At 38.4% G+C, this 25,233-nt stretch carries 26 protein-coding genes and 1 riboswitch; of the genes, 19 read left to right on the top strand and 7 right to left on the bottom strand.

The features are described from left to right. Positions 1 to 128 precede the first annotated feature (128 nt). The 3 genes from MHH64_RS10505 (at position 129) to MHH64_RS10515 (ending at position 4,276) form a co-directional block, all read left to right on the top strand. Complete coding sequence (locus tag MHH64_RS10505; protein ID WP_095309364.1) at positions 129 to 1,628, top strand: BCCT family transporter; 1,500 nt, start codon at positions 129 to 131, stop codon at positions 1,626 to 1,628. A 387-nt stretch (positions 1,629 to 2,015) separates the two neighbouring features. Further along, complete coding sequence (locus MHH64_RS10510) at positions 2,016 to 3,311, top strand: hemolysin family protein (RefSeq protein WP_095309362.1); 1,296 nt, start codon at positions 2,016 to 2,018, stop codon at positions 3,309 to 3,311. A 158-nt stretch (positions 3,312 to 3,469) separates the two neighbouring features. Further along, on the top strand, positions 3,470 to 4,276 hold the full coding sequence (locus MHH64_RS10515) for a VLRF1 family aeRF1-type release factor (RefSeq protein WP_118888779.1): 807 nt from the start codon (positions 3,470 to 3,472) through the stop codon (positions 4,274 to 4,276). A gap of 108 nt (positions 4,277 to 4,384) precedes the next feature. Here the strand turns inward: MHH64_RS10515 and MHH64_RS10520 are convergent, their stop codons facing one another. The 7 genes from MHH64_RS10520 to MHH64_RS10550 all read right to left on the bottom strand — a co-directional run bounded on the left by MHH64_RS10520 (position 4,385) and on the right by MHH64_RS10550 (position 8,835). Next, a complete protein-coding gene (locus MHH64_RS10520; protein ID WP_118888780.1) occupies positions 4,385 to 4,831 on the bottom strand; it encodes an SH3 domain-containing protein in 447 nt (148 codons plus the stop codon). A gap of 196 nt (positions 4,832 to 5,027) precedes the next feature. Then, on the bottom strand, positions 5,028 to 5,372 hold the full coding sequence (gene crcB, locus MHH64_RS10525; protein ID WP_118888781.1) for a fluoride efflux transporter CrcB: 345 nt from the start codon (positions 5,370 to 5,372) through the stop codon (positions 5,028 to 5,030). Continuing rightward, positions 5,369 to 5,773: a CrcB family protein gene (locus MHH64_RS10530; RefSeq protein WP_316246651.1), complete on the bottom strand. Its 405-nt coding sequence runs from the start codon at positions 5,771 to 5,773 to the stop codon at positions 5,369 to 5,371. The genes crcB and MHH64_RS10530 overlap by 4 nt, the downstream gene beginning before the upstream one ends. After that, positions 5,749 to 6,162: a Fur family transcriptional regulator gene (locus MHH64_RS10535; protein ID WP_095309354.1), complete on the bottom strand. Its 414-nt coding sequence runs from the start codon at positions 6,160 to 6,162 to the stop codon at positions 5,749 to 5,751. Before MHH64_RS10535 ends, MHH64_RS10530 begins: the two co-directional genes overlap by 25 nt. A gap of 40 nt (positions 6,163 to 6,202) precedes the next feature. Further along, positions 6,203 to 7,033, bottom strand: coding sequence for a metal ABC transporter permease (locus tag MHH64_RS10540; RefSeq protein ID WP_251660442.1), 831 nt, complete (start codon positions 7,031 to 7,033; stop codon positions 6,203 to 6,205). A gap of 16 nt (positions 7,034 to 7,049) precedes the next feature. Next, on the bottom strand, positions 7,050 to 7,805 hold the full coding sequence (locus MHH64_RS10545; protein WP_095309350.1) for a metal ABC transporter ATP-binding protein: 756 nt from the start codon (positions 7,803 to 7,805) through the stop codon (positions 7,050 to 7,052). Positions 7,806 to 7,869: 64 nt separating this feature from the next. Next, positions 7,870 to 8,835 (bottom strand): zinc ABC transporter substrate-binding protein, encoded by a 966-nt coding sequence (locus tag MHH64_RS10550; protein ID WP_340003202.1) that lies wholly within the window; start codon positions 8,833 to 8,835, stop codon positions 7,870 to 7,872. A gap of 289 nt (positions 8,836 to 9,124) precedes the next feature. Between MHH64_RS10550 and MHH64_RS10555 the strand changes: the two genes are divergently transcribed. From MHH64_RS10555 to sufU, 16 genes are all read left to right on the top strand, one after another. Continuing rightward, complete coding sequence (locus tag MHH64_RS10555) at positions 9,125 to 11,512, top strand: 3-hydroxyacyl-CoA dehydrogenase NAD-binding domain-containing protein (RefSeq protein WP_340003203.1); 2,388 nt, start codon at positions 9,125 to 9,127, stop codon at positions 11,510 to 11,512. 18 nt (positions 11,513 to 11,530) lie between these two features. Further along, a complete protein-coding gene (locus MHH64_RS10560; protein ID WP_303447940.1) occupies positions 11,531 to 12,706 on the top strand; it encodes an acetyl-CoA C-acetyltransferase in 1,176 nt (391 codons plus the stop codon). A 174-nt stretch (positions 12,707 to 12,880) separates the two neighbouring features. Beyond that, a complete protein-coding gene (locus tag MHH64_RS10565) occupies positions 12,881 to 14,665 on the top strand; it encodes an acyl-CoA dehydrogenase family protein (RefSeq protein WP_095309342.1) in 1,785 nt (594 codons plus the stop codon). Between the two features lie 272 nt (positions 14,666 to 14,937). Next, entirely contained in the window at positions 14,938 to 15,411 is a 474-nt protein-coding gene (locus MHH64_RS10570; protein WP_340003204.1) for a DinB family protein, read from the top strand. Between the two features lie 169 nt (positions 15,412 to 15,580). After that, the gene (locus tag MHH64_RS10575) at positions 15,581 to 15,937 is read left to right on the top strand and encodes an arsenate reductase family protein (protein ID WP_095309338.1); all 357 of its coding nucleotides are present in this window, start codon (positions 15,581 to 15,583) and stop codon (positions 15,935 to 15,937) included. Positions 15,938 to 16,040: 103 nt separating this feature from the next. Next, a complete protein-coding gene (gene gcvH, locus MHH64_RS10580) occupies positions 16,041 to 16,421 on the top strand; it encodes a glycine cleavage system protein GcvH (protein WP_095309336.1) in 381 nt (126 codons plus the stop codon). 437 nt (positions 16,422 to 16,858) lie between these two features. Further along, entirely contained in the window at positions 16,859 to 17,215 is a 357-nt protein-coding gene (locus MHH64_RS10585) for a toprim domain-containing protein (protein ID WP_095309334.1), read from the top strand. Between the two features lie 74 nt (positions 17,216 to 17,289). Then, a complete protein-coding gene (locus tag MHH64_RS10590; protein ID WP_303447937.1) occupies positions 17,290 to 17,604 on the top strand; it encodes a thioredoxin family protein in 315 nt (104 codons plus the stop codon). Between the two features lie 216 nt (positions 17,605 to 17,820). Further along, a riboswitch (SAM riboswitch) is annotated at positions 17,821 to 17,923 on the top strand. A 147-nt stretch (positions 17,924 to 18,070) separates the two neighbouring features. After that, positions 18,071 to 19,102, top strand: coding sequence for an ATP-binding cassette domain-containing protein (locus tag MHH64_RS10595; RefSeq protein WP_095309332.1), 1,032 nt, complete (start codon positions 18,071 to 18,073; stop codon positions 19,100 to 19,102). Next, positions 19,092 to 19,760, top strand: a complete 669-nt coding sequence (locus MHH64_RS10600; RefSeq protein WP_095309330.1) for a methionine ABC transporter permease — start codon at positions 19,092 to 19,094, stop codon at positions 19,758 to 19,760. The genes MHH64_RS10595 and MHH64_RS10600 overlap by 11 nt, the downstream gene beginning before the upstream one ends. Before the next feature lie 69 nt (positions 19,761 to 19,829). Further along, positions 19,830 to 20,687, top strand: coding sequence for a MetQ/NlpA family ABC transporter substrate-binding protein (locus MHH64_RS10605; protein WP_095309328.1), 858 nt, complete (start codon positions 19,830 to 19,832; stop codon positions 20,685 to 20,687). Positions 20,688 to 20,897: 210 nt separating this feature from the next. Next, positions 20,898 to 21,068: a hypothetical protein gene (locus MHH64_RS10610; protein ID WP_251660511.1), complete on the top strand. Its 171-nt coding sequence runs from the start codon at positions 20,898 to 20,900 to the stop codon at positions 21,066 to 21,068. Positions 21,069 to 21,288: 220 nt separating this feature from the next. Then, positions 21,289 to 22,074 carry a Fe-S cluster assembly ATPase SufC gene (gene sufC / locus MHH64_RS10615; protein ID WP_340003205.1) on the top strand — a complete coding sequence of 262 codons (786 nt, stop codon included), beginning with the start codon at positions 21,289 to 21,291 and terminating at the stop codon, positions 22,072 to 22,074. A 16-nt stretch (positions 22,075 to 22,090) separates the two neighbouring features. After that, a complete protein-coding gene (sufD, locus tag MHH64_RS10620; protein WP_095309324.1) occupies positions 22,091 to 23,401 on the top strand; it encodes a Fe-S cluster assembly protein SufD in 1,311 nt (436 codons plus the stop codon). After that, complete coding sequence (locus MHH64_RS10625) at positions 23,401 to 24,621, top strand: cysteine desulfurase (protein ID WP_095309322.1); 1,221 nt, start codon at positions 23,401 to 23,403, stop codon at positions 24,619 to 24,621. Before sufD ends, MHH64_RS10625 begins: the two co-directional genes overlap by 1 nt. Then, complete coding sequence (gene sufU / locus MHH64_RS10630) at positions 24,611 to 25,045, top strand: Fe-S cluster assembly sulfur transfer protein SufU (RefSeq protein WP_095309320.1); 435 nt, start codon at positions 24,611 to 24,613, stop codon at positions 25,043 to 25,045. Before MHH64_RS10625 ends, sufU begins: the two co-directional genes overlap by 11 nt. Positions 25,046 to 25,233 lie beyond the last annotated feature (188 nt).

The following is a 25,233-nucleotide window of genomic DNA, read 5'->3' on the forward strand; positions in this document are numbered from 1 at the left end:
GCTAATATCTGATTCCGCTTCGGAAAACAAAAAGTGGTTTAGACTATGATCAAGTAGGATATATTATATATGCTGTAATAGCAAGAGATTTTACAGTAAAACTTGCAGCTGACGAAAGGAACATACATATGAAAAATAGAGCATTTTTAAATCCGGTATTTTTTGTTTCAGCTATTGTTATTTTTTTATTAGTCATTATCGGAGCCGTTGCGCCTTCACGATTTGGCAAAGTCGCTGAGACGCTATTTAATTTTACGACTACGAATTTTGGATGGTTTTATTTACTTGCTGTATTTAGTTTTATTGCATTTTTAATTGTTCTTGCAATAAGCAAATACGGAAGGCTAAGGCTCGGAAACGCAAGTTCTCGGCCGGAGTATCCTTTCTTTACCTGGATTGGTATGCTATTCTCCACAGGATTTGGTTCTGGTCTTGTGTTCTGGGGAGTTGCAGAACCGATGAGCCACTTTTTAAACACACCATTTCCTGGACTTGATCCCCAAACTCCAGAAGCAGCGAGGGTAGCAATGGGGTATGCTTTCTTTAACTGGGGGATTAGCCAGTGGTCTGTATTCGCTATTGTTGGACTTGTCATTGGGTATGTTCAATTTAGAAAAGATAAAAATGGTCTTATTTCCACTTCGATTCGTCCTATAGTCGGATCGAAAAAAATAGTTGCAAACACAGTCGACTCATTTGCAGTTATAGCGACAGTCATGGGAGTTGCAACCTCATTGGGACTTGGGATTTTACAGATGAATGGTGGGATGACTTCGATATTCGGAATGCCGAATTCAATCGGAATTCAAATTGTTATTGCTTTAGTAATGCTCATTACTTACTTATCTTCTTCTATAACAGGTTTAAATAAAGGGATGAAATGGTTAAGTAATATTAATCTTGCAGCATGTCTATTATTGCTATTATTTGTTTTCTTTGCGGGACCAACAGTATTTATATTAGAAACCTTTGTTTTGGGGTTAGGAGATTACTTGACCAACTTTGTTCAGTATAGCTTGCGAATGACACCATATGAAGGTGGTACATGGGTACACGAGTGGACGATTTTCTATTGGGCATGGGCAATATCTTGGTCCCCATTTGTAGGTGCTTTTGTTGCACGAGTTTCGAAAGGTAGAACGATAAGAGAGTTTATTTTCGGTGTACTTGTAGTTCCCCCTGCAATTGCCTGTTTATGGATAGCTGTATTTGGAGGAACAACGCTCTACAGTGATTTAAATCTCGGAACACAAATAGCGGAGGCTGTAGATGTAGATTTAGCAGTAGCACTATTTGAAACCTTTGGGACGTTGCCATTATCGACAATTTCTTCAGCATTAGCTGTTCTGCTTATCTTTACATTTTTAGTAACCTCTGCAGATTCTGCAACCTATATAATAGGGAGTATGACCTCAAAAGGAAGTATAAACCCTTCTATTATTACGAAAGTGATCTGGGGTGTTTTAATTACCGCAATAGCTGTTGTACTACTGATGGCAGGTGGCCTGGAGGCATTGCAAACTGCATCATTAACTTCAGCATTACCATTAACGGTTATAATTCTTATAATGATGATCGCATTTCTAAGGACTTTATCGAAAGATTTTAGAGATAAGAAGAAGCGATGATTATGAAAACAGCTGGAATGTCCAGCTGTTTTTTTAGTAGGAGAATTGGCGTTTTCTAGAGAACTTAGTGTATAAACGGCATATCTATAGCGAAGAATGATTTCATAAGAATCGTTATACTGAGAGGCAGCAAAATGCTTTATAAAATTTACTTTGTTAATTGTTCGTTAAATATAGACTCATATTTTCAAATATATTATAATCATTTTAGGGAAGTGGGTGATTCATGTGGGAAGGTAAAACAATATAACAGATTCAGCAATGATTTGGTGAATGTATTTTTTACCTATGTGTTGAATCATCAATGTACGGAGTTTCAATATAATTATACTTAATTTTTAGAAATCAGGAGGTGAAGTCCTTGTGTGTCACACACAAGGACCTTAATTGGACATATCCACGATAGTGAATTTACTTGCAGTTGCTGTACTAATTGCAATGACCGCTTTTTTTGTAATGGCAGAATTTGCCATTGTAAAGGTGCGTAGTACACAACTTGAACCACATATTGAAAACGGTAAGAAAAAGGCGATTTATGCCAAACAGGTTGTTTCACATTTAGATGAATACTTATCAGCCTGTCAGCTTGGTATCACAATTACAGCATTAGGTATCGGGCGTTTGGCAGAACCAACATTTGAGCGATTGCTTCATCCGTTGTTTGGTGTTTTTGAAATTGGCGATGCACTAGTTACGACTCTTTCAATTATAGTTTCCTTTGCATTTGCCACATTTCTCCACGTTGTTATTGGAGAGCTTGCACCAAAGACATTGGCAATTCAAAAAGCAGAGCAGGTGACCCTCTTTGTTGCCAGGCCGCTAATGTGGTTTTATCGTTTACTCTACCCATTCATTTGGTTCTTAAACGGTTCGGCACGACTCTTAACACGGGCTGTAGGATTAAAGCCTATGAGCGGTCATGAAGAATCTCATAGTGAAGAAGAACTTCGCTTAATTCTTGCAGATAGCTATAAGAGTGGTGAAATCAATCAATCAGAAATGATGTACGTGAACAACATTTTTGATTTTGATGAACGTGTAGCAAGGGAAATAATGGTTCCTCGAACGGAAATGATTTATTTTTCAAAAGAGGACACTTTCGAAGCAAATCTTGATATTATGCGCGAGGGGCAATTTACGAGATACCCTGTAGCCGATGAGGATAAAGATAACATTATCGGATTAGTAAATTTAAAAGAGATTCTTACTGGTAAGTTTGATGAGCATCGACCAAATACAATTGAGAAATTTATTCGTCCAATTATCCATGTATCAGAAGCCACACCGATTAAGCAGCTTTTGCTCAAAATGCAGAAGGAAAGAATCCATATGGCTATTGTAAATGATGAATATGGTGGAACGGCAGGTCTTGTAACCGTTGAGGATATACTTGAAGAAATTGTGGGAGATATCCGAGATGAGTTTGACGAAGATGAGATGCCAGATGTAGAACAAGTCGACGAAAACATACATCTTGTTTCGGGAAAAATTAGCCTGGAAGAGGTAAATCAGCTTTTAAATATTTACCTTGCAGATGATGAAGTCGATACAATCGGTGGCTGGTTCTTTACAAATAACCTGGATGCCGAAGTTGGAACAGTAATGGAATATGATGGCTATGAATTTATTCTTGAAGAAAAAGATGGCTATCAGATTAAGCGAATTAAAATTGCAAAATTATAATGCATGAAAAGAAGGCAAGCTCTTTAAGGGTTTGTCTTTTTTGCTTGACGATAGATTTACCTGAACCGTTCTATTTTTATCCATAGCATATGCATTTAGGTTTAAATGAAGTTAATTTAGGTTAAAGGAATAGTACATTTTCTTTTAGGAGGTTGCCTATGGATATAAATGCTAAATTAAAAGAACTGGAAAGTGTAAATAGAGAAAATGGTAATAAGGTTTTTACAATGTACTTAAATACAGATCCAGCTGATCCAGATCAGCAAGGTGGAGAGTGGAAAATCCATTTCAAAAATGGCATGCGGAATTTTGAAAGTTATTTAAAAGAAGGGGATAATAAAGAGGAGCTAAACAATTTTCAAGCTGTAAAGAAAAAGGTAGATCGGTTTATTAAGGAAAACGAGCAACAGCAACAAAAAGGAATTATTGTATTTGCAACTGCTGATGAAGAAGTGTGGTATGCAGAAATCGTTCAAATCCGATTAGAGAATGAGTTTTATTGGCAAGAAACCCCAGAGTTAGATCAGCTTCGAAAGCTAAAGGAGAGTTACCCAAAAACAGGGATCATTCTCGTACAACAAAATCAAATAAAAATTATCGATTCTTATCTTAATCAAATTGAAGACACTTTCTCTTATGAACTTGATGTGGAAACAGACACATGGCGAGTCATGCAAGGTCCTCGTAAAGGTACTTCTGGAACGACAGGTCTAGGTTCCACTAATATGCAGACGGATAAATTTGAGGCTCGTTATGAAGTGAACCAACATCGCTGGTATAAAGAAGTTGCTTCCAAAATAGACAAGCAGGCAAAGGATAGAAATTGGAAGAAAATATATGTTGTAGGTGAGAATGGTGCATCCAACGTACTTACAGACCAAATGAACAAACCGGTCGATGAAATTATACAGAAAAATATGCTTGACCATGAGGAATCAAAAGTGATGCATGAAGTGCTAGGGTAGGGGTTGAACTGAACAAGTATATAAAAATGTCTAAGCGGATTTCGCTTAGACATTTTTTTGTGCGCTCTTATGCATTGTATAAATGAAATACGACGCTTACGATGAAACCTAATCTTCTTCACTCAGATATTTCTCATTCACATAGCCTGTAAAATCTGGGGTTGTTATTTTAACCCATTCGTTACCATCATCTTCAACTTCTACTTCTTGATCAAGTGTTACGAGACCAACAATATCATAATCTGCGCCAGGACCGCTGCGCGCATTTAATTGATCAGCTGTAACATAACGAGTTGAAAAGGTAGTCTCTTCAGGCTCCTCCTCATCCTCTAATTGCTTATTATCTTTGTTATCATTCGACTGATCAGAAGTATTATTTTCGTCGTCTTCATTTGTAGACGTTGTTCTATTGTTCGTAGCGTTCGCCATATCCTGATCTTCATTAGCAGCAAAGTCTGGGTTCATAAAATTATGCTGCATGATGGCAACAAACCCAATAAATAGTGCCGTTAAAATAAGTAATATTGTAAAAATAATTCCCTTTTTTCTATCCATTTCTCACTACTCCTAAAGCGGTAGTTCAAAAAGTTAGATGAAAATGACACTCGGAAACAGTGGACCTTTGATTAATAACCAAAATGTCTGCAGGCAGCCATGGTCCTTTTCATCCTTTCTTTGAACACACAAAAACTATTATCTAGAAGATAGTATACATTAAATAATAGAAAAAGGAAAAGAAGAAATCAAAGAATCAAAACAATCGAAGAATAATCAGAACTACGGCGATGGAAACAAAAAATGAACTGAAGACATAGCTGATAGCCTTCCAATATCTTTTTTTCACTAGAAGGTTTAATGTTTCATTGCCAAAAGTTGAAAACGTAGTATATGCTCCACAAAAACCTACACCGAGAAATAGCCAAATGCTATTAGAAATCATTCCATCTTGGTTGAATTTAAATAAAAACGCCAAAAACATGGAGCCACTTATGTTGACAATCCATGTAGAAAATATTCGTTTATTCAATTTAAGCGAGATAGAGTACCTAGCAATACTTCCGATAAAACCACCAAGTGCGACGAGTAATAAATTCATTCGTTTACCTGCTTTCTAGTAGAAATACGATAACCTAGAAAACATAATGCAAGCCCGATTAAAAAAGAAATCATAATATAACCAATAGCCATCGTAACACTTTCATTCCATAATCTAGCTGTTTCTACAGCTAGTGTAGAGAAGGTTGTAAATGACCCAATCAAACCGACAGTAAGTGCCGTTAATAATTCTGGTGCTAACTTTTGTTTGACATTTGGATGGTTTAAAAGGAAAGGAAGCAAAAAACATCCAATTAAATTTACAGTTAATGTAGCAAAGGGGTATCCGTCTGTATCTCCAAACAGCAAGGAAATACAATAACGCCCCCCTGTACCAAGCATACCGCCTGCCCCTACAAATAAGAACAGTTTTACACTCATGCGCTTTGGCATAGTGGACATAAACCGTAAATTTCAAACTTATGTCCTTCAATAGCATAGTTGGCAAGTGTTTGCTGCACTTCATCCATTGGACAAACTTCAATTTCCTTCGTTTTTCCACAGGCATTACAGATAAAATGGTGATGGTGATGATGTGTGCAATTCATACGGAATTGTTTCTCACCATTTAGTTCTGTTGTTTCAAGTATTCCTACTTCATTATATAAATGAAGGTTACGGTAGACTGTATCGAAGCTGATACCCTCATACGTTTCTTCCAAATGATTGATTAAATCCTTGGCAGTACGGTATCCATCAGCCTTTTCAAAAAATGCGAGGATATCTTTACGTCTCCCTGTTGTTTTATAGCCTTTATTTTTTAATAAATCAATCGCTTCATTGATGTTCACGCTAAATCCCCTCCTGTATTCGTTTGGGCTAAGAGGCAGTTCAAACACGAATTTTAAGTCGTTTTATTCCAATAGCAATTAATAAAATTATAATGGATACCATTACAATCGTACCACCTGGTGGGATGGATAAATAGTATCCCGATATGAGTCCAATAATGACGGATAGCTCTCCAAACAAGATCGATAAGAGCATCATTTGTTTAAAACCTTTAGCAAGTCGCATACTTGCCGCAACTGGTAATGTCATTAATGCGGAAACAAGCAGTACACCGACTATTCGTATCGATGCTGCAATAACCAGTGCAGTAAGCACGATAAAAAGTAAATGAATCTGTTTGGAATGTAGTCCTGATATCGTTGCATGCTCTTCATCAAAAGATAATGTGAAAAGCTCCTTATAAAAAAGTACTACTACTAGTATAACAAAAATTGCGATCGTAAGTATCATCAAAAAGTCATTTTGACTAACAGCTGAGACTGACCCAAATAGATAATTAAATAAATCCGTATTAAAGCCATCAGCAACAGAAATGAAAATGACGCTTAATCCAACTCCACTGGATAAAATAATTGGAATCGCAAGCTCCTGGAAAGCTTTATACACGGAACGGAGCTTTTCGATGAGAATGGATCCAAGAACGGAAAAGGCCATACCACTATACAATGGTCCAATCATTAGTCCAAACTTCTTTTCTGCCATTAGTCCAAAGGCGATTCCAGCTAAAGTTACATGGGACAATGCATCTGCAATTAAAGATAAGCGCCGCACTACGATAAAGGTACCGAGGAGCGGAGCGATAACCCCAATAAGCAATCCCGTTAAAAATGTGTATCGTAAAAAATCATATTGAAAAAAGTCTGCTAGCATAATAGTTCCTCCAAAATCAATGATTGTGGCTAACAATATTTACGGGATGACCATAAAATTGTGACAAGTCCTTTTCGGTTAAGGACGTATATTCTTCTGGTTTTCCATGAAAATGTAATGTTTTATTGAGACAAACGATATCTGTAGCATATTCTGTCATGGTGCCCGTATCGTGTGTTACCAGCAACAATGTTTTATTTTGTTTTTGATGCAATTGGTGCAATAGCTCATAAAATCGTTTAACATTTTCATAGTCGATACCAACTGTAGGCTCGTCCAGAATAATTAATTCGGGATCACTAACCAGTGCACGGGCAATAAAGATCCGTTGCTGTTGCCCTCCGGAAAGGTTGCCGATATTTTCATATGCGTAATCAAGCATTCCAACTTGATCGATTGCATGTAGTATTTTATCTTTATGTGTTTTATTAAAAAATTTGAAGTAACCGATTGTTGCTGTTAGCCCGGAGGAAACTACTTCATATACGGTTGCGGGAAATCCTTTATTAAAGGCGTTTGCCTTTTGAGAAACAAATCCAATTTTATTACGATCTTGAAGCTTTTCTCCGTTTTCATTAAAGATGTTAATGGATCCTTTGTCAGGCTTCAGTAATCCAAGAATGAGTTTAATCAGGGTTGTCTTCCCACCACCATTCGGCCCAACAACTCCCATGAAAGCCCCTTTAGGAACCTCAAAGTTAATGTGATCAAGTACAGTTTTATTTTCATAGGCGTAACTAACATTTTTCATTGTTACGGCAGGATATTCCATGTTGACACCTCTTTCTATTAAATGAAGGAAGCATCTGCATAGAAAACAGATGCTAATAAAGTGATTATTTTGTTGCTCGGTCAAGAACATCGAGATTATATTGCATTAAGGATAAATAATCCTCACCATTATCTAAATCATCCTCTGTTAAAACAGATAAATTGTGAATTATTAAGACGTCAGCACCAATTTCATTCTGAATAATTTCAGAGACACGGTTGGAACTGTTTTGTTCAAAAATAATATAGTCTAGATCATAGCTATTCGCTTGATCAATAATCTCAGTTAATTCTCTTTGCGAAGGTTCACTAGCAGAAGATAATCCATTAATTGAGATTTGCTCCATTCCATAGCGCTCTTCCCAATAGCCGAAAGCTGCATGCGAAACGAGAATGTGTTTATTTTCCTTTGCTTCTAATGTTTCTTGGAATGTTTCATCTAGTGCAAGCAAATCTGTTTTCAATGAAGTAAAGTTCTCATTGTAATAGGATTCCTTGTCAGGGTTAAGCTCAATTAGCTCGTCTTTTATAATGGCTGCCATTTCAATCATTCGAAGTGGATCAATCCAAATATGTGGATCATGATCACCGTGACTATGCCCATCGTGCTCATGGTCATGGCTCTCTTCTGAATCTGCATCGTGATCATGATGTGATTCTTCAACATGGAAGAGCTCTTCATGTTCTCCAATTTCAATTAATTGTACATCTTGAGAGGCTAGTGCATCTGCGGCACTTTCAGCGAAACTCTCCATTCCAGCGCCTAAATAAATGAATGCGTCACTGTCTGCAAGGGCAGTAATATCTTTTGTCGTAGGCTCATAGGAGTGCGCATCTACACCTGGTGGATATACGGTTTTAGCTTCTACTGTATCCCCGCCAATTCTTTCAATAGCGTATTGGATTGGATAGATGGATGTGTATATTTCAAGCTGTTCATTATTTGCTTTTGAGCTTTCGTCAGCTGAACTACAACCAGCAATAAATATACTTAATATAATGAGGAATATAAGATTTTTTAAAATTTTCATGTATACAAACCCTTCATAAACAATAAAATAAATAATTCTTTCCTATCATAACGTAATCATTACGCTTTGTAAATAGGAATGATTACGACGAGAATAAATTCATAGGTAAGGTTTGGGAAAACTCTAAACCTATTTAGCGCTTATGGTATGCTATAAAAAATTAATTAAATTTATTGCGAAATGTCAGATATTCGTTTATAGTATAAATTAGATGGATAGGAAACTGTCTTTTATTTTTTGGATTAAAATGAATGAGTATTCATTCAATATAGGATTGGGGGATGAAAAGTTGAAGCATTCAATAAAAACAGCAGCAGTTCTCGGTTCGGGTGTGATGGGATCTGGGATTGCTGCGCATCTAGCAAATTTGGGAATAGCTGTGACGATGCTTGATATTGTGCCACCAGATTTAACGGAAGAAGAAAAGCAACAAGGTCTTACTTTAGAAGACTCTGAAGTTCGAAATCGAATCGCGGCTCTAAGTAAAAAAGCATTGCTTAAGCAGAAACCATCGCCTATCACGACAAATAAAAGTCTGGAAAATATTACAATCGGAAACATGGAAGATGATATGGGAAAAGTTGCTGAAGTTGATTGGATTATTGAAGTAGTGGTAGAGAACTTGCAGGTGAAAAAGAAGGTTTTCGCTAGAATTGATGAGTATCGCAAAGAGGGAGCGATTGTAAGCTCCAATACATCTGGGATTTCTGTAGAAGCAATGATTGCAGATTGTTCAGAAGATATGAAGAAGCACTTTTTAGGAACGCACTTTTTCAACCCGCCACGCTATTTGAAGCTATTGGAGATTATCCCAACTGTTCATACCGCCCCAGAGGTTTTGGCTTTCATGAAACGTTTTGGGGAAGATGTGCTTGGAAAAGGTGTAGTCGAAGCAAAGGATACACCGAATTTCATTGCAAACCGGATTGGGACGTATGGCTTGCTAGTAACGGTAAGGGAGATGTTGAAAGGGAATTTCTCGGTTGGCGAAGTTGATTCTGTGACAGGAACGTTAATTGGTAGACCCAAAAGCGCTACTTTCCGAACGTTGGATGTGGTGGGGCTTGACACATTTAGTCACGTCGCAAAAAATGTATATGACCAAGTCGAAGGGCCCGAAAAAGCATTATTTACTATACCAGATTTTATGAATGACATGCTGGAAAAAGGCTGGTACGGCGCCAAAAGTGGTCAAGGCTTTTTTGTCAAAAAAGGTCGTGATATTTATGAATTGAACTCAAAAACGATGAAGTATGAAGAGCGTAAGAAGCTGAAAACTGCTGCTACAGAGATGGCTAAGCAAGCAAAGGGATCTCGAAATAAAATGAAAGCGCTTCTCTCAAATCCTGGTGATAAGGCAAGTGACCTTGTCTGGTCAGTTATCAAGCCAGTGCTACTTTATTCAGCAGAGCTTTTAGGAGAAATTGCGGATGACATTATTTCTATTGATCAAGCAATGAAATGGGGCTTCGGCTGGGAGCTTGGTCCATTTGAAACTTGGGACGCAATTGGAGTTCGTGAATCTGTAGAACGCATGCAAAAAGAAGGGGCAGATATACCCAAATGGGTGCATTCAATGCTTGAGAACGGAAAGGAATCCTTTTATCAAGAGAAGGAAGGAACTGTCCACTACTTTGATAATGGTGAATATAAGGAACAACAATGGAATCATAAAGAGATTCATATCAAACGCCTTAAACAAACGAATAAGGTTATCAAAAAGAATACAGGTGCAAGTTTAATTGATATGGGAGATGGAGCCTTACTATTAGAGTTCCATTCTAGAAGTAATGCAATCGGGCTGGATATCATTCAAATGGTGAACTATTCCATTGAAGAAGTTGAAAAAAATTACGAAGGACTTGTTATCGGTAATCAAGGAAAGAATTTCTGTGTTGGAGCTAATCTAGCAATGATGTTAATGGAAGCGCAGGATGATAATTTCTTTGAACTAGATATGGTTATCCGCCAGTTTCAAAATATGACTATGGCGATTAAGTACGCAGAAAAACCTGTAGTCACAGCACCGTTTAATATGGCGCTTGGCGGTGGTGCAGAGGTATCGCTGCCAGCAGCTGCAATACAAGCATCTCCTGAAACCTATATTGGGTTAGTAGAAGTTGGTGTTGGGCTTATCCCTGGTGGTGGAGGCACAAAAGAATTGTATTTAAAAGCGCTTCGCAATCTACCAAAAGGTGTGTCATTTGATTTAACGAAGGTTGCGAACGATGTATTTGAAAAGATAGCTACAGCAAAGGTTTCTACATCAGCTGCAGAAGCATTTGAAAATGGCTTCCTCGATACAAATGATCGTATTAGTACTAACCCTGGTCATCTTTTATATGATGCGAAGCAAAGAGTTCTGGGACTAGCGAGTGCAGGCTACCGGAAACCGCAGCGAGAAAAGGTTCCGGTAGTTGGTGACGCAGGTTATGCTGCCATGCTGATGGGAGCAAAAATGATGCAGTACAGTGGCTATGCATCAGAACATGATGTGAAAATAGCTGAAAAATTGGCCTATGTTTTATCAGGTGGACGAATTAAAGAGGGAACTGAAATTGACGAGCAAGTAATGCTAGATCTTGAACGTGAGGCATTTTTAAGTCTGATTGGCGAGCCATTAACACAACAGCGCATGCAGCACATGCTTGTTAAAGGGAAGCCATTACGTAACTAATTGAAAGGGGGAGAAACCGTGAAAGAAGCAGTAATTGTTGCAGGTGCAAGAACACCGATTGGAAAGGCGTTTAAAGGTTCACTTGCAAATACTAGACCAGATGATTTAGCTGCACGAACGATTAAAGAAACATTAAAACGCGCAGGAGGATATGCCGGAAATATAGATGATGTCATTATAGGCTGTGCAACCCCGGAGGCGGAGCAAGGTATGAATATGGCTCGAAATGTGGCTGCGCTAGCTGGATTAAAGCATGATGTGCCGGGCATTACGATCAATCGCTATTGTTCATCGGGATTACAAAGCATTGCCTATGCGGCAGAGAGAATTATGGTTGGAGCAAGCGATACAATTATAGCAGGTGGGGCAGAATCAATGAGTATGCTCCCAATGGGAGGACATGTGATTAAACCAAACCCAAAGCTTGTCCAGGAATTGCCTGGCTATTATATGGGGATGGGACATACAGCAGAAGAAGTAGCTAACCGCTTTACTATCTCTCGTGCTGATCAGGATGCATTTGCGGTACAAAGCCACATGCGTGCCGCAAAAGCGTTGAAAGAAGGTAAGTTTTCCGATGAAATTGTTCCAGTGGAAGTAACTGAACGCGGAGTCGGTTCGAACAATAAAATAGTGGAAAAACAATTTACGTTTTCAGTGGATGAAGGAGTGCGCCCAGATACAACAACAGAGATTTTGGCGAAATTGAGACCAGCCTTCCATGCAAAAGGTTCTGTAACCGCGGGAAACGCATCACAAATGAGTGATGGTGCAGCATCTGTGCTAGTGATGGATCGGGAAAAGGCTGAAGCAGAGGGGCTAACTCCAATTCTAAAGTTCCGCTCGTTTGCAGTTGCTGGTGTGGAACCAGAAATTATGGGTGTCGGACCAGTTAAGGCGATACCGAAAGCGTTAAAGGTTGCTGGGTTAGAGCTATCAGACATTGGATTATTTGAGCTTAATGAAGCATTTGCCTCTCAATCCTTACGCGTTATTCAAGCGCTTGATCTTGATCTGGAAAAAGTAAATGTAAATGGTGGAGCGATTGCGTTAGGACACCCGCTTGGATGTACGGGTACAAAGCTGACGGTATCCTTAATGCATGAAATGAAACGGAGAAACGAGCAATTTGGGATTGTCACTATGTGTATCGGTGGCGGCATGGGAGCAGCTGGGGTTTTTGAACTCTTGTAATTGAAATGAGCACTACTGAGGATCAAGGCGAAAAAGCTGAAGTTCTTAGCGGAATTACTGGAGTTAGCAGTGAAAATAATGAAGATTGCAGTAAAATTGCTGAAGTTAACAAATAAACATGATGTTGAAGTGTGCGAGATTGTTTAACACTCCATAATAGGAAGGAAGATTCGGATGAGTGAAACAAAGGACAAAATTTTCAAGGGTGGGGCATTTTTAGTTGAGGATTTAACTGGTGAAGATATTATTACACCAGAGGACTTTACGGAAGAGCATCAAATGATTGCCAAAACAACAGATGATTTCATTACGAGTGAAGTTTTGCCGAAACTTGATCAGTTGGAAAATCACGAATTTGAGCACTCAGTTAAGCTGTTAAAAAAAGCTGGAGAACTTGGTTTGTTAGGAGTTGATGTACCCGAAGAATACGGAGGTCTGGCACTTGATAAAATTAGCTCTTCCTTAATTACAGAAAGATTTTCACGTGCAGGCGGATTCTCGATCACACATGGTGCTCATGTAGGGATAGGATCACTGCCGATCGTATTCTTTGGAAATGATGAGCAAAAACAAAAATATTTGCCGAAGCTTGCGACTGGTGAATTAATCGCTGCTTACGCATTAACTGAACCAAGTTCCGGATCAGATGCACTAGGTGCAAAAACAACCGCCAGGCTAAATGAAGCTGGTACGCATTATATTTTAAACGGAGAGAAACAGTGGATTACGAACTCGGCATTTGCAGATGTGTTTGTTGTCTATGCAAAAATTGATGGAGAGCATTTCTCGGCCTTTATTGTTGAAAGAGAGTACCCAGGTGTTTCAACTGGTGTGGAAGAAAAGAAGATGGGAATTAAAAGCTCATCAACACGGACACTGATCCTTGAAGATGCAGAGGTCCCGATAGAAAATTTGTTAGGCGAAAAAGGACGCGGCCATATTATTGCTTTCAATATTTTAAATGTTGGCCGCTATAAGCTTGCAGTCGGTGGAGTTGGTGGTGCTAAGCGTGCACTTGAACTTGCTGCAGCTTATGTGAATGAGCGCAAGCAGTTTAATACACCTATTTCCAGCTTTTCTTTAACACAGGAAAAGCTGGCAACAATGGCTTCTGAAATCTATGCAAACGAAAGTGCGGTTTATCGTACAGTAGGATTATTTGAACAGCGAATGGGAGCATTAACGGAGGAACAATTAAAGGACGGACGCGAAGTAGCGCGTGCAATTGCAGAATACCAAATTGAGTGCTCCATAACGAAATACATGGCAACCGAATTGCTTGATTATACTGCAGACGAAGCAGTGCAGATGCATGGTGGTTACGGCTTTATGCAAGAGTATGAAGTAGAGCGTATTTATCGTGACTCACGAATCAACCGTATTTTTGAAGGGACAAACGAAATTAATCGCTTGTTAGTTCCTGGAACATTGCTGAAAAAAGCAATGAAGGGCGAACTGCCACTGCTGCAAAAAGCTCAAGGGCTACAAGAAGAGTTAATGATGATGATGCCAGAGGAAGTTGGTACAGAACCTTTGGAGCAGGAGAAGTATTTACTGCGTAACGCGAAGAAAATCGTCCTTCTTGGTGCAGGATTAGCTGCACAAAAGTATATGCAGAAATTAGAGAAAGAACAAGAAATCCTCGTCAATCTAGCTGATATGGTCGCTGAGGTTTACAATATCGAGTCGGCAATTCTTCGTACAGAGAAAGCAATTAACAAAGGCGGAGCAGAAAAGAGCAAGCAAAAACTGCTGTATACGCAGGTTTATGTACAGGAAGCATTTAATCGGATAGAAGCAGATGCAAAAGAAACATTAATTGCAGTCGAGGAAGGTGATACATTAAGAATGATGCTTTCGTCCTTACGTAAACTGACGCGTCATACACCAATTAATGTCATTGCTAAAAAGCGTGAGATTGCTAAAGGTATTATAAAAGAAGAGAAATATATCGTCTGATATTCTATGCCACTTCTTACCAAACAGGAGTGGCATTTTCTGTTTATTGACGGAACGAATTATTGTTAGCGTTTATTATTTGATGAAAAATAGTTGCACTGTTAATCTTGATAGAGAAATAGCTATTTGAGTTTTTCTTATTTGTAAGAAACTGCGCACTAATGTGCAGTAATAGATTGTGCGTATACCCGCTTGTAAACACACTACGCTGTGTATAAAAAGAAACCCGTGCAGTCTCAACTTAACAGAAATAATACAAAGGAGAGATAATCATGTATCGTACTGTAGAAGATTTTGTGAACGATTGGGATCATGCTGCAAATGGAACGATTGCAGTCCTTGAATCGTTAACAGATGATAAACTGAATCAGGCAATTGTAGAAGGCCACAGTACCTTAGGATGGCTTGGGTGGCATTTAGCAACAAGCCCAGTATTCTTTGCCGGTCTTGTAGGTGTGGAGATAGACGCTGGTAAAACTAAAAATGCTACCCCTGAAAAAGCAAATGAAATTGTACAAACATATAAAAAAGTAGCAACAGCAGTTAAAGTTCAAGTTGAAAAAACATTAACAAATGAAAAGTTGGAAGAACATGTAAATGCGATGGGAGGATCTGTCGCAAGAGGCGCTCTGTTACGTACACTCATTGACCATCAAACCCATCACCGTGGGCAGATGACCGTGCTATTGCGTCAAGCAGGATTGCGAGTTCCTGGTGTAATGGGTCCAACAAAGGAAGAACAATAAATGTCAAAGCCATGAAGGAAATCGGAAAGTTTTTTATCCGTTTTCTTCATGGCATATTAATTTTTACTTATTGGATAGTATGAATTGGATTGCTGAGCAGTTATACTAATATTTTTATACAAATCATGATAAAATAATTCCTAAACAGTTTGGAATGGAGGATTTGTACATGGCATTAACATTTTACTGGTACCCAAATTGCGGAACATGCAAAAAAGCGAAGAAATGGTTTGATGATCATAACATCGATTATACAAGTATACATATTGTAGAAGAAACACCTACAAAGGAAGAGTTGCTTGAATTGATTTCCAAAAGTGATTTACCTGCTAAAAAGTTCTTTAACACGAGTGGAAAGAAATATCGTGAGTTAAATATTAAAGAGAAAATAATGGATGCAAGTGTAGAAGAAATGGCAGGAATCCTTGCTTCAGATGGAATGTTAATCAAGCGTCCGATTGTCACAGACGGGTCAAAGGTGACAGTTGGATTTAAAGAAGAAACATTTCAAGAAAATTGGCTCTAGTTATTATTAATGAATAACCTTGGGTTCAAATTCAAACAAAGACTAGAAAAATACAAGGTTAAATTGTATAGTTAAATTGGAATGAATTAATGGAGGGATTACAATGAGTTTGCCACAAGATTTGCTGTATTCAAAAGAACATGAGTGGGTAAAAAAGGAAGACGGAAATGTACGTATCGGAATTACTGACTTTGCCCAAGATGAGCTAGGTGATATCGTTTTTGTTGAGTTGCCTGAAGTAGGAGACGAAATAACAGCTGACGAGCCGTTTGGTAGTGTAGAATCTGTAAAAACAGTTTCTGAATTATATGCTCCAATCAGCGGGAAAGTTGTCGCAGTAAATGAAGAATTGGAAGATAGCCCAGAATTTGTAAATGAATCTCCATATGAAAAAGCATGGATGGTTGTTGTTGAGCCCTCTGATGTAGCTGAGCTTGAGCAATTATTATCTGCAGATGCATATCAAGAATTAACTGAAGAATAATGCCCAAAGGCTAACTTACGCGTGTGAAAGTGTATAGTTAGCCTTCTTTCAATCATATAATGTATGTAAATAGATGCTGTTCAAAAAGTCCGGTGAAAATGAAACAATGAGATAGGTGTTCTTCGATTAACTCCTGACACGTGCTGTGTAGACCGTTGAAGTCACCGCTTCCTGTGGAACACGTTGGCGAAAGAAAACTTCCTATGAAAATTGTTCACGTCCCTGTAGAAGTTCGCATTCTGTTCAAGCTCTATACTTACGTATTAATTGCATTCGTTCCGTGACGAGAGTAACAACGTCACCGAACCTCGACACACACAGGACGTGTTCGTGTTGCGATAGGACATTGCAACTTTACCCGATCTCGGTCTTTTCATCCTCCTTTTGAACGCGAATTACGTAGGCAACTTTTTTGCTTGCATAAGGAGTGCTCATGTATGATAACTACTGAGTTTGAAAAAGTGATTATTGTCGAAGGGCTTACAGATAAGAAGCAAATTGAAAAAGTCATCAATGATGAGGTTACTATCGTATGTACAAATGGTACATTCGGTGTAGAACGATTTGATGAATTACTGGAAACATACGAATTGGATGAAAAGGATGTGTTTATTCTAGTTGACGAGGATAAATCTGGAATGAAATTGCGTAAGCAGCTGGCTCGTGAGCTACCGCATGCGGAGCATATTTACATTAGCAGTGAATATCGGGAGGTTGCAGCGACACCAGAGAAAATACTTGCAAGCACACTACTGAGTAAACATTTCTCTGTTCATCCTATATTTTTATTATAGTGTGTGTTCAAAAAGAGGATATTTACCGGGTTTTTTGAATATCCTCTTATAGATTGAACTTAAGGTGGTTAAAAATGCAGCAAATAACAGAAAAAAGTTTGGAACAGGAACGCATGTTAATTTATATTTATACACCTTTTTGTGGAACATGTACGGTGGCAAGATCAATGCTTGCTAAAATCGAGTCTGTTCATGGAATAGATATCTTTTATGAGATGAATGCGTCCTTGTATCCTGAATTTATGCAAGAAAATAAAATTGAAAGTGTTCCATGCCTTTTAATTAAAGAAGGTAATGAAGTGAAAGAAAAAGTTTATGCCTTTCAATCGACAGGTAATATATATAATTATTTGATGATATATAAGCCAGAATTATTTGCCACCCATTAAGGCTCTAATATCCCCCCTTTCTATGCGTGAGAGAGTTAAAATTAGAAGGTGGGGAAGGGCTTGGAGTCATACTCCTGTGGTACTATCATGCAGTGGAGAGAAAAAGCTCTTGATTGAAGTTTCACTTTAACAAAAGTTAATCCTATTTAGGATTGACACGCGTATTTTAGCATGCTACTATAGTGTCACTGAATTGCTAAATCAAATACGATCTATCTCTTATCTTGAGCGGTGGAGGGACTGGCCCTTTGAAACCGCGGCAACCTTCAATCTTTTGAAAGGTGCCAATTCCTGCAAAGTAAACTTTGACAGATGAGAGAACGTGAGACTTTTTAATGATATGACGTCTTTCTGTTCTCTTACAGAAGACGTTTTTTGTTTTTTGGTTAAAAAATGTATTGCAGCATTCATACAGTAAAGAATTTGTTTATAGGCACAAAAGTTAGAACGAAGAGGAGGACATAACGTGATTTCGATTGAGGGTTTACGTAAGGTCTTTAGACTAAATAATGATGACATAGCAGCTGTTGATGATTTGACCCTTACTATCCCTGACGGTGAGATATTCGGCGTGATTGGGTACAGCGGTGCAGGGAAGAGTACATTCGTCAGACTGCTTAACCGATTGGAAGAACCATCATCAGGACGAATTGTTATTGATGATGAAGAAATAACGACACTTAATTCAAAACAGCTTCGCCTTGCAAGACAAGGAATCGGCATGATTTTTCAGCACTTCAATTTACTTTGGTCAAGAACGGTAGAGGCAAATATTGCATTCCCACTTGAAATTGCAGGAGTCCCAAAGCAGGAGAGGCAAAAGCGAGTACAGGAACTCATTGATTTGGTTGGCCTTGGTGGACGGGAAAAAGCTTATCCATCCCAATTAAGTGGTGGACAGAAGCAGCGTGTTGGAATTGCTCGCGCACTTGCGAATAATCCAAAAGTGCTGTTATGTGATGAGGCAACCTCTGCATTGGATCCAGAAACAACGAATGCGATTTTGAATTTGCTGGTCGACATTAATAAAAAGCTTGGATTAACGATTATTTTGATTACACATGAAATGCATGTTATTCGAAAAATCTGTAACCAAGTAGCGGTCATGGAGCAAGGACGGATTGTTGAACAGGGAAATGTGCTTGATGTGTTTACCCATCCCGTACAAGACGTTACGAAAAAATTTGTTCAGCAAATTATGGGACCAAGTGACGAAGAGGATGATATAACCAATATTATTGAGAATAATGCAGATGGTATTATTCTTAAGCTTCAATTTTTAGGTGAGGCTACAAATCAAACCCTTATAAGCCAGCTGGCAAAGCGTTTTGATATTGATTTAAATATTTTACAAGGAAAAATCACCCAAACACAAGCTGGCGGATATGGCACATTATTCGTACAGGTTATTGGCGAACAAGAGGAATTCGATAGAGCATTAAGCTTTATACAGGAACAGACCTCGGTCGAAGTGGAGGTTATCCGGGATGTTAGCTGAGTTATTCCCAAATATTAAATACGAGGATTTAGTTGAAGCAACTTACGAAACATTTTACATGACAATTATTGCTATTATTGGTACATGTATTTTCGGTCTATTATTAGGATTGCTTCTATATTTAACGAAAAAAGACGGCATCTGGAAAAATAAGTATATTTATTTTGTTGTAGCGGCTCTTGTGAATATATTTAGAGCCATCCCATTTATTATATTGATCTTATTGCTATTTCCATTTACCGATTTCCTTATCGGAACGATTCGCGGACCAAATGCAGCACTGCCCGCATTAATTATTGGATCAGCTCCGTTTTACGGGAGACTCGTTGAAATCGCGCTTAACGAAGTGGAAAAAGGTGTAATTGAAGCAGCCAAAGCGATGGGGGCGAAAACACGTACCATCATTTTCCGTGTTCTACTCCCTGAATCAATGCCGGCACTCGTATCAGGCCTTACGGTTACCTCGATTGCATTAATTGGGTATACCGCAATGGCAGGTGCGATTGGTGCAGGTGGTCTTGGAAACTATGCGTATTATTTTGGATTCCAACGACGTGATTTTGATGTTGTATTTCTTTGTACGGTCATTATTGTAATTATCGTGTTTATTTTCCAATTTATTGGGGACTTTATTACAAACAAGCTTGATAAACGATAACATTATCAATAGATGAAAATAGGAAAACCTATTTCAATTATAAAAACAAGATGGAGAGGAAGAAACAGAATGAAAAAGCTTTTAGCCCTGGTAACATTCGCACTTGTACTTATATTAGCTGCTTGTGGCGGTGGAAATGAATCAGAAGATGGAGCCGATAATGGTTCGTCAGAAGGAACCGAAGAAACAAATGAAATCACTGTAGGTGCTTCAAGTGTACCACATGCGGAAATTCTAGAAGAAGCTCAGCCATTACTTGAAGAACAAGGTGTAACACTTCATATTGAAGAATATCAGGATTATATACTGCCAAATGATGATTTAGACAATGGCACGTTAGATGCGAATTACTTCCAGCACATTCCGTATTTGAATCAAACAGTGGAAGATACAGGATATGAAATTGAATCGATTGGAGCTATTCACGTAGAACCAATGGGTGTTTATTCAAAAGGAATTGCATCAGTCGATGACATTGCTGATGGAACTGAAGTTATTTTAAGCAATTCTGTTTCCGATCATGGGCGGATTTTGACTTTGTTTGAGCGGGAAGGTTTGATTACTTTAGATGAAAGTGTAGAAAAATCCGCTGCAACAATTGACGATATTGTTGAAAATCCTAAAAACTTAGTTTTCTCACCAGATTATGATCCGGCACTACTACCAGAGCTTTATAATTCAGAAGAAGATGTGCTTGCTGTTATCAACACAAACTACGCAATTGGTATAGGTCTTAACCCATTAGAGGATGCATTGTTTGTTGAAGACGAAGAAACTGACTATTTAAACGTTATTGCTGTAAGGTCTGAAGATGCTGATAAAGAAGCATTAAAGAAACTGGTTGAAGTACTAAAATCTGAAGAAATCCAAAACTTTATGATGGAGAACTACGATGGTGCAGTTCTACCAGTGGAAGGCGAAAAGTAATTATAATTTATTAATAGCATTTTAAAGGATACGTGCGTTATTTGCCATTATTTAATGTCGTTTCTATGTTTTCACGTTATGAATCATTCATATATAGAATAATCCAGTCATAGAGGTTTAAATCCGAATTGTAAAGGGAACCTTTCTAGTGTTACTATATTTTATGTAACCAAAACGAAAGGATGATTCACTATTGACAGTGGTCTGAGGTTGAATTACACTTCGGAAATGGAAAAAGGAATGACGAAGTCCCGTCATGTTTGCTACGAGGAGTACAGCAGGAAACTTGAAAAACGGCTGGAAGTAGAAAAACAACGAGAACGGGAATACAAAGAAGCGAAAATGCTAGTGGCAGGAATGGATGGTCAAATAGCTAAATAACAAACTTATAATTACCTTTGTGCTGGTGTCTTAATATGCGGACATCAGCACTATTTATTTGTACAATTATATCTAATTTGATATGGTGAAACAGTAATAAGCTGTGCGCTTAAAAGAGTTGATAATTAATTTGAAATGCTTTAAGATTGTAATGAGAATAAGTTGAGAATGATGTCAATTCATTTCATACTAGAAAATAGCTTACTTGGAGGTATGTTTTATGTCAGGATTAGTTTTAGAAATTAAGAATCTTCATGTATCGATTGAAGACAAAGAAATATTAAAAGGTGTAAACCTTACGATAAAGGGTGGAGAATTCCACGCAATAATGGGGCCGAACGGAACAGGTAAATCTACCCTTGCTTCAGCAATTATGGGACATCCCAAATATGAAGTTACAGAAGGAAGTATTATCCTTGACGGTGAAGATGTACTAGAAATGGAAGTAGATGAGCGTGCTCGTGCTGGTCTGTTTTTAGCTATGCAATATCCAAGTGAAATCAGTGGTGTAACAACTTCTGACTTCCTTCGTTCTGCAATCAATGCTCGTCGTGAAGAAGGCGATGAGGTATCTCTAATGAAGTTTATTAAGCAATTAGATAAAGACTTAGATTTACTTGAAATTGATCAAAACATGGCTACACGATACTTAAACGAAGGTTTCTCTGGTGGGGAGAAGAAACGTAATGAAATCCTTCAATTATTGCAAATAAATCCTGCTATTGCGATTTTAGATGAAATCGATTCTGGATTAGATATTGATGCATTGAAAATTGTATCTAAAGGAATCAATAAAATGCGCGGAGAAGACTTTGGTTGCCTAATGATTACGCATTACCAACGTTTACTTAACTACATTACTCCTGACTTTGTTCATGTTATGATGCAGGGCCGTGTTGTGAAATCAGGTGGACCTGAGCTTGCAAAACGTTTAGAAGAAGAAGGTTATGAGTGGATTAAAGAAGAGTTAGGAATTACAGACGAAACAGTAGAACAAAACGCGTAACGTTAGGAGGAGTAAAATGACTGTCGAAACAAAGCTGCCATTTGATAAAGACTATTTAGAACAGTTTTCAAAAGAACGAAACGAACCTGCGTGGATGTCTGAATTACGCGTGAGCGCGCTTTCTCAAGTAAACACGCTTGAAATGCCAAAGCCGGATAAAACCAATATCCGTAATTGGAATTTCAATACGTTCAAACATGAATTTACATCAGGTCAGGCTGTTACTACTACAACTGAATTGCCTGAAGAAATACAAGCATACTTTGATGAAGAAAATAAAGCAGAAAACTTGTTGATTCAACGAAATCATTCCGTTGCATTTTCTACATTAAATGAAGATTTAAAGGATAAAGGTGTTATTTTTACAGACATTTTTACTGCCTTGAATGAGCATAGTGATTTAGTAGAAAAATACTACATGAAAGAAGCGGTTTCTGTTGACCAGGATCGTTTAACAGCACTTCATGCAGCACTAATGAATGGTGGAATCTTTATCTATGTTCCTAAGAATGTTCAAATCGAAGCACCAGTCCAGGCAATCTTCTGGCAAGAGGATCCTGAAACAGCATTGTTCAACCACGTGTTGATCGTTGCGGAGGAAGGAAGCTCGCTCACCTATTTGGAGAACTACGTTTCTCACAATGAAGAGCAAAAAACGGTAGCGAATATCGTAACAGAAGTATTTGCTCATGATAATGCACAAGTTGCATATGGTGCAGTAGATCATTTTGCAGCAGGAACAACAACCTATGTAAATCGTCGTGGTGTAGCTCAACGTGATGCGAAGATTAACTGGGCATTAGGTCAAATGAATGACGGAAATACGGTTTCCGAAAACATTACCTATTTACTAGGTGATAATGCAACGTCAGAGGCTAAAGCTGTTACTGTTGGACGTGGGAAACAAACACAGAACTTTACGTCAAGCATTCGCCAATTCGGTAAACAAACCGATGCATTTATTTTACAACGTGGAGTTATGAAAGGTAGTGCGACTACTATCTTTAACGCGATTGGTAAAATTGAGCATGGTGGTTCGAAGTCGAATTCGGAGCAGGAATCACGTGTATTAATGCTAAGTGAAAAAGCACGAGGGGATGCCAACCCAATTCTATTAATTGATGAAGATGATGTAACTGCTGGTCATGCAGCTTCTGTTGGTCGTGTTGATCCTTTACAAATGTACTACTTGATGAGTCGTGGACTTACAAAGGAAGAAGCTGAACGCTTGGTTATTCATGGGTTCCTTGAGCCTGTTGTATCTCAAATTCCAATTGAGTCTGTTCGTAAGCAATTGACTCAAGTAATTGAAAGGAAAGTTAATTAATGGATGTTAAAGCCATTAAAGAACAGTTTCCCATTTTAAATCAGGAAGTTAATGGACATCCTTTAGTCTATCTTGATTCATCTGCGACTTCGCAAAAACCACTGTCAGTTATAGAGGCGGTTAACACGTATTACCGTGAAGATAATTCAAACGTACATCGTGGTGTTCATACGTTAGGAACAAGAGCAACAGATAAATACGAAGGCGCTCGCGAGAAGGTCCGTGAATTTATTAATGCACGCAGTACAGCTGAAATTATTTTTACTAGAGGAACAACGACAGCAATTAATCTTGTTGCTACCAGTTATGGGAGAGCGAATTTGAAACCAGGGGATGAAATTGTGATTACGCCAATGGAGCATCACAGTAACATTATCCCTTGGCAACAAGCTGCAAAAGCAACTGGTGCAACACTCAAATATATCCCATTGCAAAGCGATGGTACTATAACATTAGAAGCTGTTCGCGAAACGGTAACAGCAAATACGAAGATTGTAGCAATGACACAGGTTTCCAATGTGTTGGGTACAATTAACCCAATTAAGGAAGTCGCTCAAATTGCCCATGCTCATGGTGCGGTTATGCTTGTTGATGGTGCTCAAGGTGCTCCGCATTTAAAAGTAGATGTAGCTGATCTTGACTGTGATTTCTATGCATTTTCGGCTCATAAAATGTGTGGTCCAACTGGTATTGGTGTTTTATACGGAAAAAAAGAGCTTCTAGAAAATATGGAACCAATTGAATTTGGCGGCGAAATGATTGATTTCGTTAACCTTTATGATTCTACGTGGAAGGAATTGCCGTGGAAATTTGAAGGTGGTACGCCAATTATTGCAGGTGCAATCGGACTGGCTGCAGCAATAGACTTTCTGAATGAAATTGGTAATGAAACTATTTTAGATCATGAACAAAAATTAGCAGACTATGCAATGAAACAACTACGCACGATCGATGGTATCTCAATCTATGGTCCAGAAAAACGTGCTGGACTTGTTACATTTAATCTCGATGATGTGCATCCACATGATACAGCAACAGCACTTGATGCAGAAGGAATTGCTGTTCGTGCTGGACATCATTGCGCACAGCCACTGATGAAATGGCTCGATGTAACAGCAACAGCACGTGCCAGCTTCTATCTTTACAACACGGAAGAGGATATTGACCTGCTGGTAAATGGACTGTTGAAAACGAAGGAGTATTTTGGGAATGTCTTTTAATAACCTCGATACACTTTACAGACAAGTAATTATGGATCATTATAAAAACCCTAGAAATCGTGGACAAATTGAGGGTGATTCAGTAACAATCGACATGAATAACCCAACATGCGGAGACCGTATTCAATTGCAAATGCAAGTTGAAGATGGTGTTGTACAAGATGCCAAGTTTGAAGGGGAAGGCTGTTCAATCAGTATGTCGTCTGCTTCGATGATGACTCAGGCAATTAAAGGAAAAAGTCTTGAACAAGCAGTTAAAATGTCGAGAGCATTTTCTGAGATGATGCTTGGAAAAGAGATTGATACAGAAGGATTGGATATGGAAGACATTGAAGCATTGCAGGGTGTCTCCAAGTTTCCAGCAAGAATCAAGTGTGCAACCTTGGCATGGAAGGCAATGGAAAAGGGCGCACAACAAGATTAAATGAATTTAAAAATATAAAGTTTTGCTGGATGTTTTTCTTGTGCATGAGTAGCCACGTCCAGCTCCATCGCCCAGCGACTAGCGAGACTTCCCTCACCTCCGTACGATAAAGAAGACTTGCCGACTGGCTTTGACAGAGGCTTAGTCGCACTTATACCCTTGCGGTGAAAGTCAACATCGACTTCCTT

Origin of the sequence: Oceanobacillus sp. FSL K6-0127, assembly GCF_037983385.1 — a bacterium.
In the GTDB taxonomy this organism is placed as follows: domain Bacteria; phylum Bacillota; class Bacilli; order Bacillales; family Amphibacillaceae; genus Oceanobacillus; species Oceanobacillus profundus.

What these genes read in the sequence shown, in the direction of transcription:
- MHH64_RS10505 (WP_095309364.1), top strand. Translation starts at nt 129, where the DNA reads ATGAAAAATAGAGCATTTTTAAATCCGGTATTTTTTGTTTCAGCTATT.
- MHH64_RS10515 (WP_118888779.1), top strand. Translation starts at nt 3,470, where the DNA reads ATGGATATAAATGCTAAATTAAAAGAACTGGAAAGTGTAAATAGAGAA.
- MHH64_RS10520 (WP_118888780.1), bottom strand. Translation starts at nt 4,831, where the DNA reads ATGGATAGAAAAAAGGGAATTATTTTTACAATATTACTTATTTTAACG.
- crcB (WP_118888781.1), bottom strand. Translation starts at nt 5,372, where the DNA reads ATGAATTTATTACTCGTCGCACTTGGTGGTTTTATCGGAAGTATTGCT.
- MHH64_RS10530 (WP_316246651.1), bottom strand. Translation starts at nt 5,773, where the DNA reads ATGTCCACTATGCCAAAGCGCATGAGTGTAAAACTGTTCTTATTTGTA.
- MHH64_RS10540 (WP_251660442.1), bottom strand. Translation starts at nt 7,033, where the DNA reads ATGCTAGCAGACTTTTTTCAATATGATTTTTTACGATACACATTTTTA.
- MHH64_RS10545 (WP_095309350.1), bottom strand. Translation starts at nt 7,805, where the DNA reads ATGGAATATCCTGCCGTAACAATGAAAAATGTTAGTTACGCCTATGAA.
- MHH64_RS10550 (WP_340003202.1), bottom strand. Translation starts at nt 8,835, where the DNA reads ATGAAAATTTTAAAAAATCTTATATTCCTCATTATATTAAGTATATTT.
- MHH64_RS10565 (WP_095309342.1), top strand. Translation starts at nt 12,881, where the DNA reads ATGAGTGAAACAAAGGACAAAATTTTCAAGGGTGGGGCATTTTTAGTT.
- MHH64_RS10570 (WP_340003204.1), top strand. Translation starts at nt 14,938, where the DNA reads ATGTATCGTACTGTAGAAGATTTTGTGAACGATTGGGATCATGCTGCA.
- MHH64_RS10575 (WP_095309338.1), top strand. Translation starts at nt 15,581, where the DNA reads ATGGCATTAACATTTTACTGGTACCCAAATTGCGGAACATGCAAAAAA.
- gcvH (WP_095309336.1), top strand. Translation starts at nt 16,041, where the DNA reads ATGAGTTTGCCACAAGATTTGCTGTATTCAAAAGAACATGAGTGGGTA.
- MHH64_RS10585 (WP_095309334.1), top strand. Translation starts at nt 16,859, where the DNA reads ATGATAACTACTGAGTTTGAAAAAGTGATTATTGTCGAAGGGCTTACA.
- MHH64_RS10590 (WP_303447937.1), top strand. Translation starts at nt 17,290, where the DNA reads ATGCAGCAAATAACAGAAAAAAGTTTGGAACAGGAACGCATGTTAATT.
- MHH64_RS10600 (WP_095309330.1), top strand. Translation starts at nt 19,092, where the DNA reads ATGTTAGCTGAGTTATTCCCAAATATTAAATACGAGGATTTAGTTGAA.
- MHH64_RS10605 (WP_095309328.1), top strand. Translation starts at nt 19,830, where the DNA reads ATGAAAAAGCTTTTAGCCCTGGTAACATTCGCACTTGTACTTATATTA.
- sufC (WP_340003205.1), top strand. Translation starts at nt 21,289, where the DNA reads ATGTCAGGATTAGTTTTAGAAATTAAGAATCTTCATGTATCGATTGAA.
- sufD (WP_095309324.1), top strand. Translation starts at nt 22,091, where the DNA reads ATGACTGTCGAAACAAAGCTGCCATTTGATAAAGACTATTTAGAACAG.
- MHH64_RS10625 (WP_095309322.1), top strand. Translation starts at nt 23,401, where the DNA reads ATGGATGTTAAAGCCATTAAAGAACAGTTTCCCATTTTAAATCAGGAA.
- sufU (WP_095309320.1), top strand. Translation starts at nt 24,611, where the DNA reads ATGTCTTTTAATAACCTCGATACACTTTACAGACAAGTAATTATGGAT.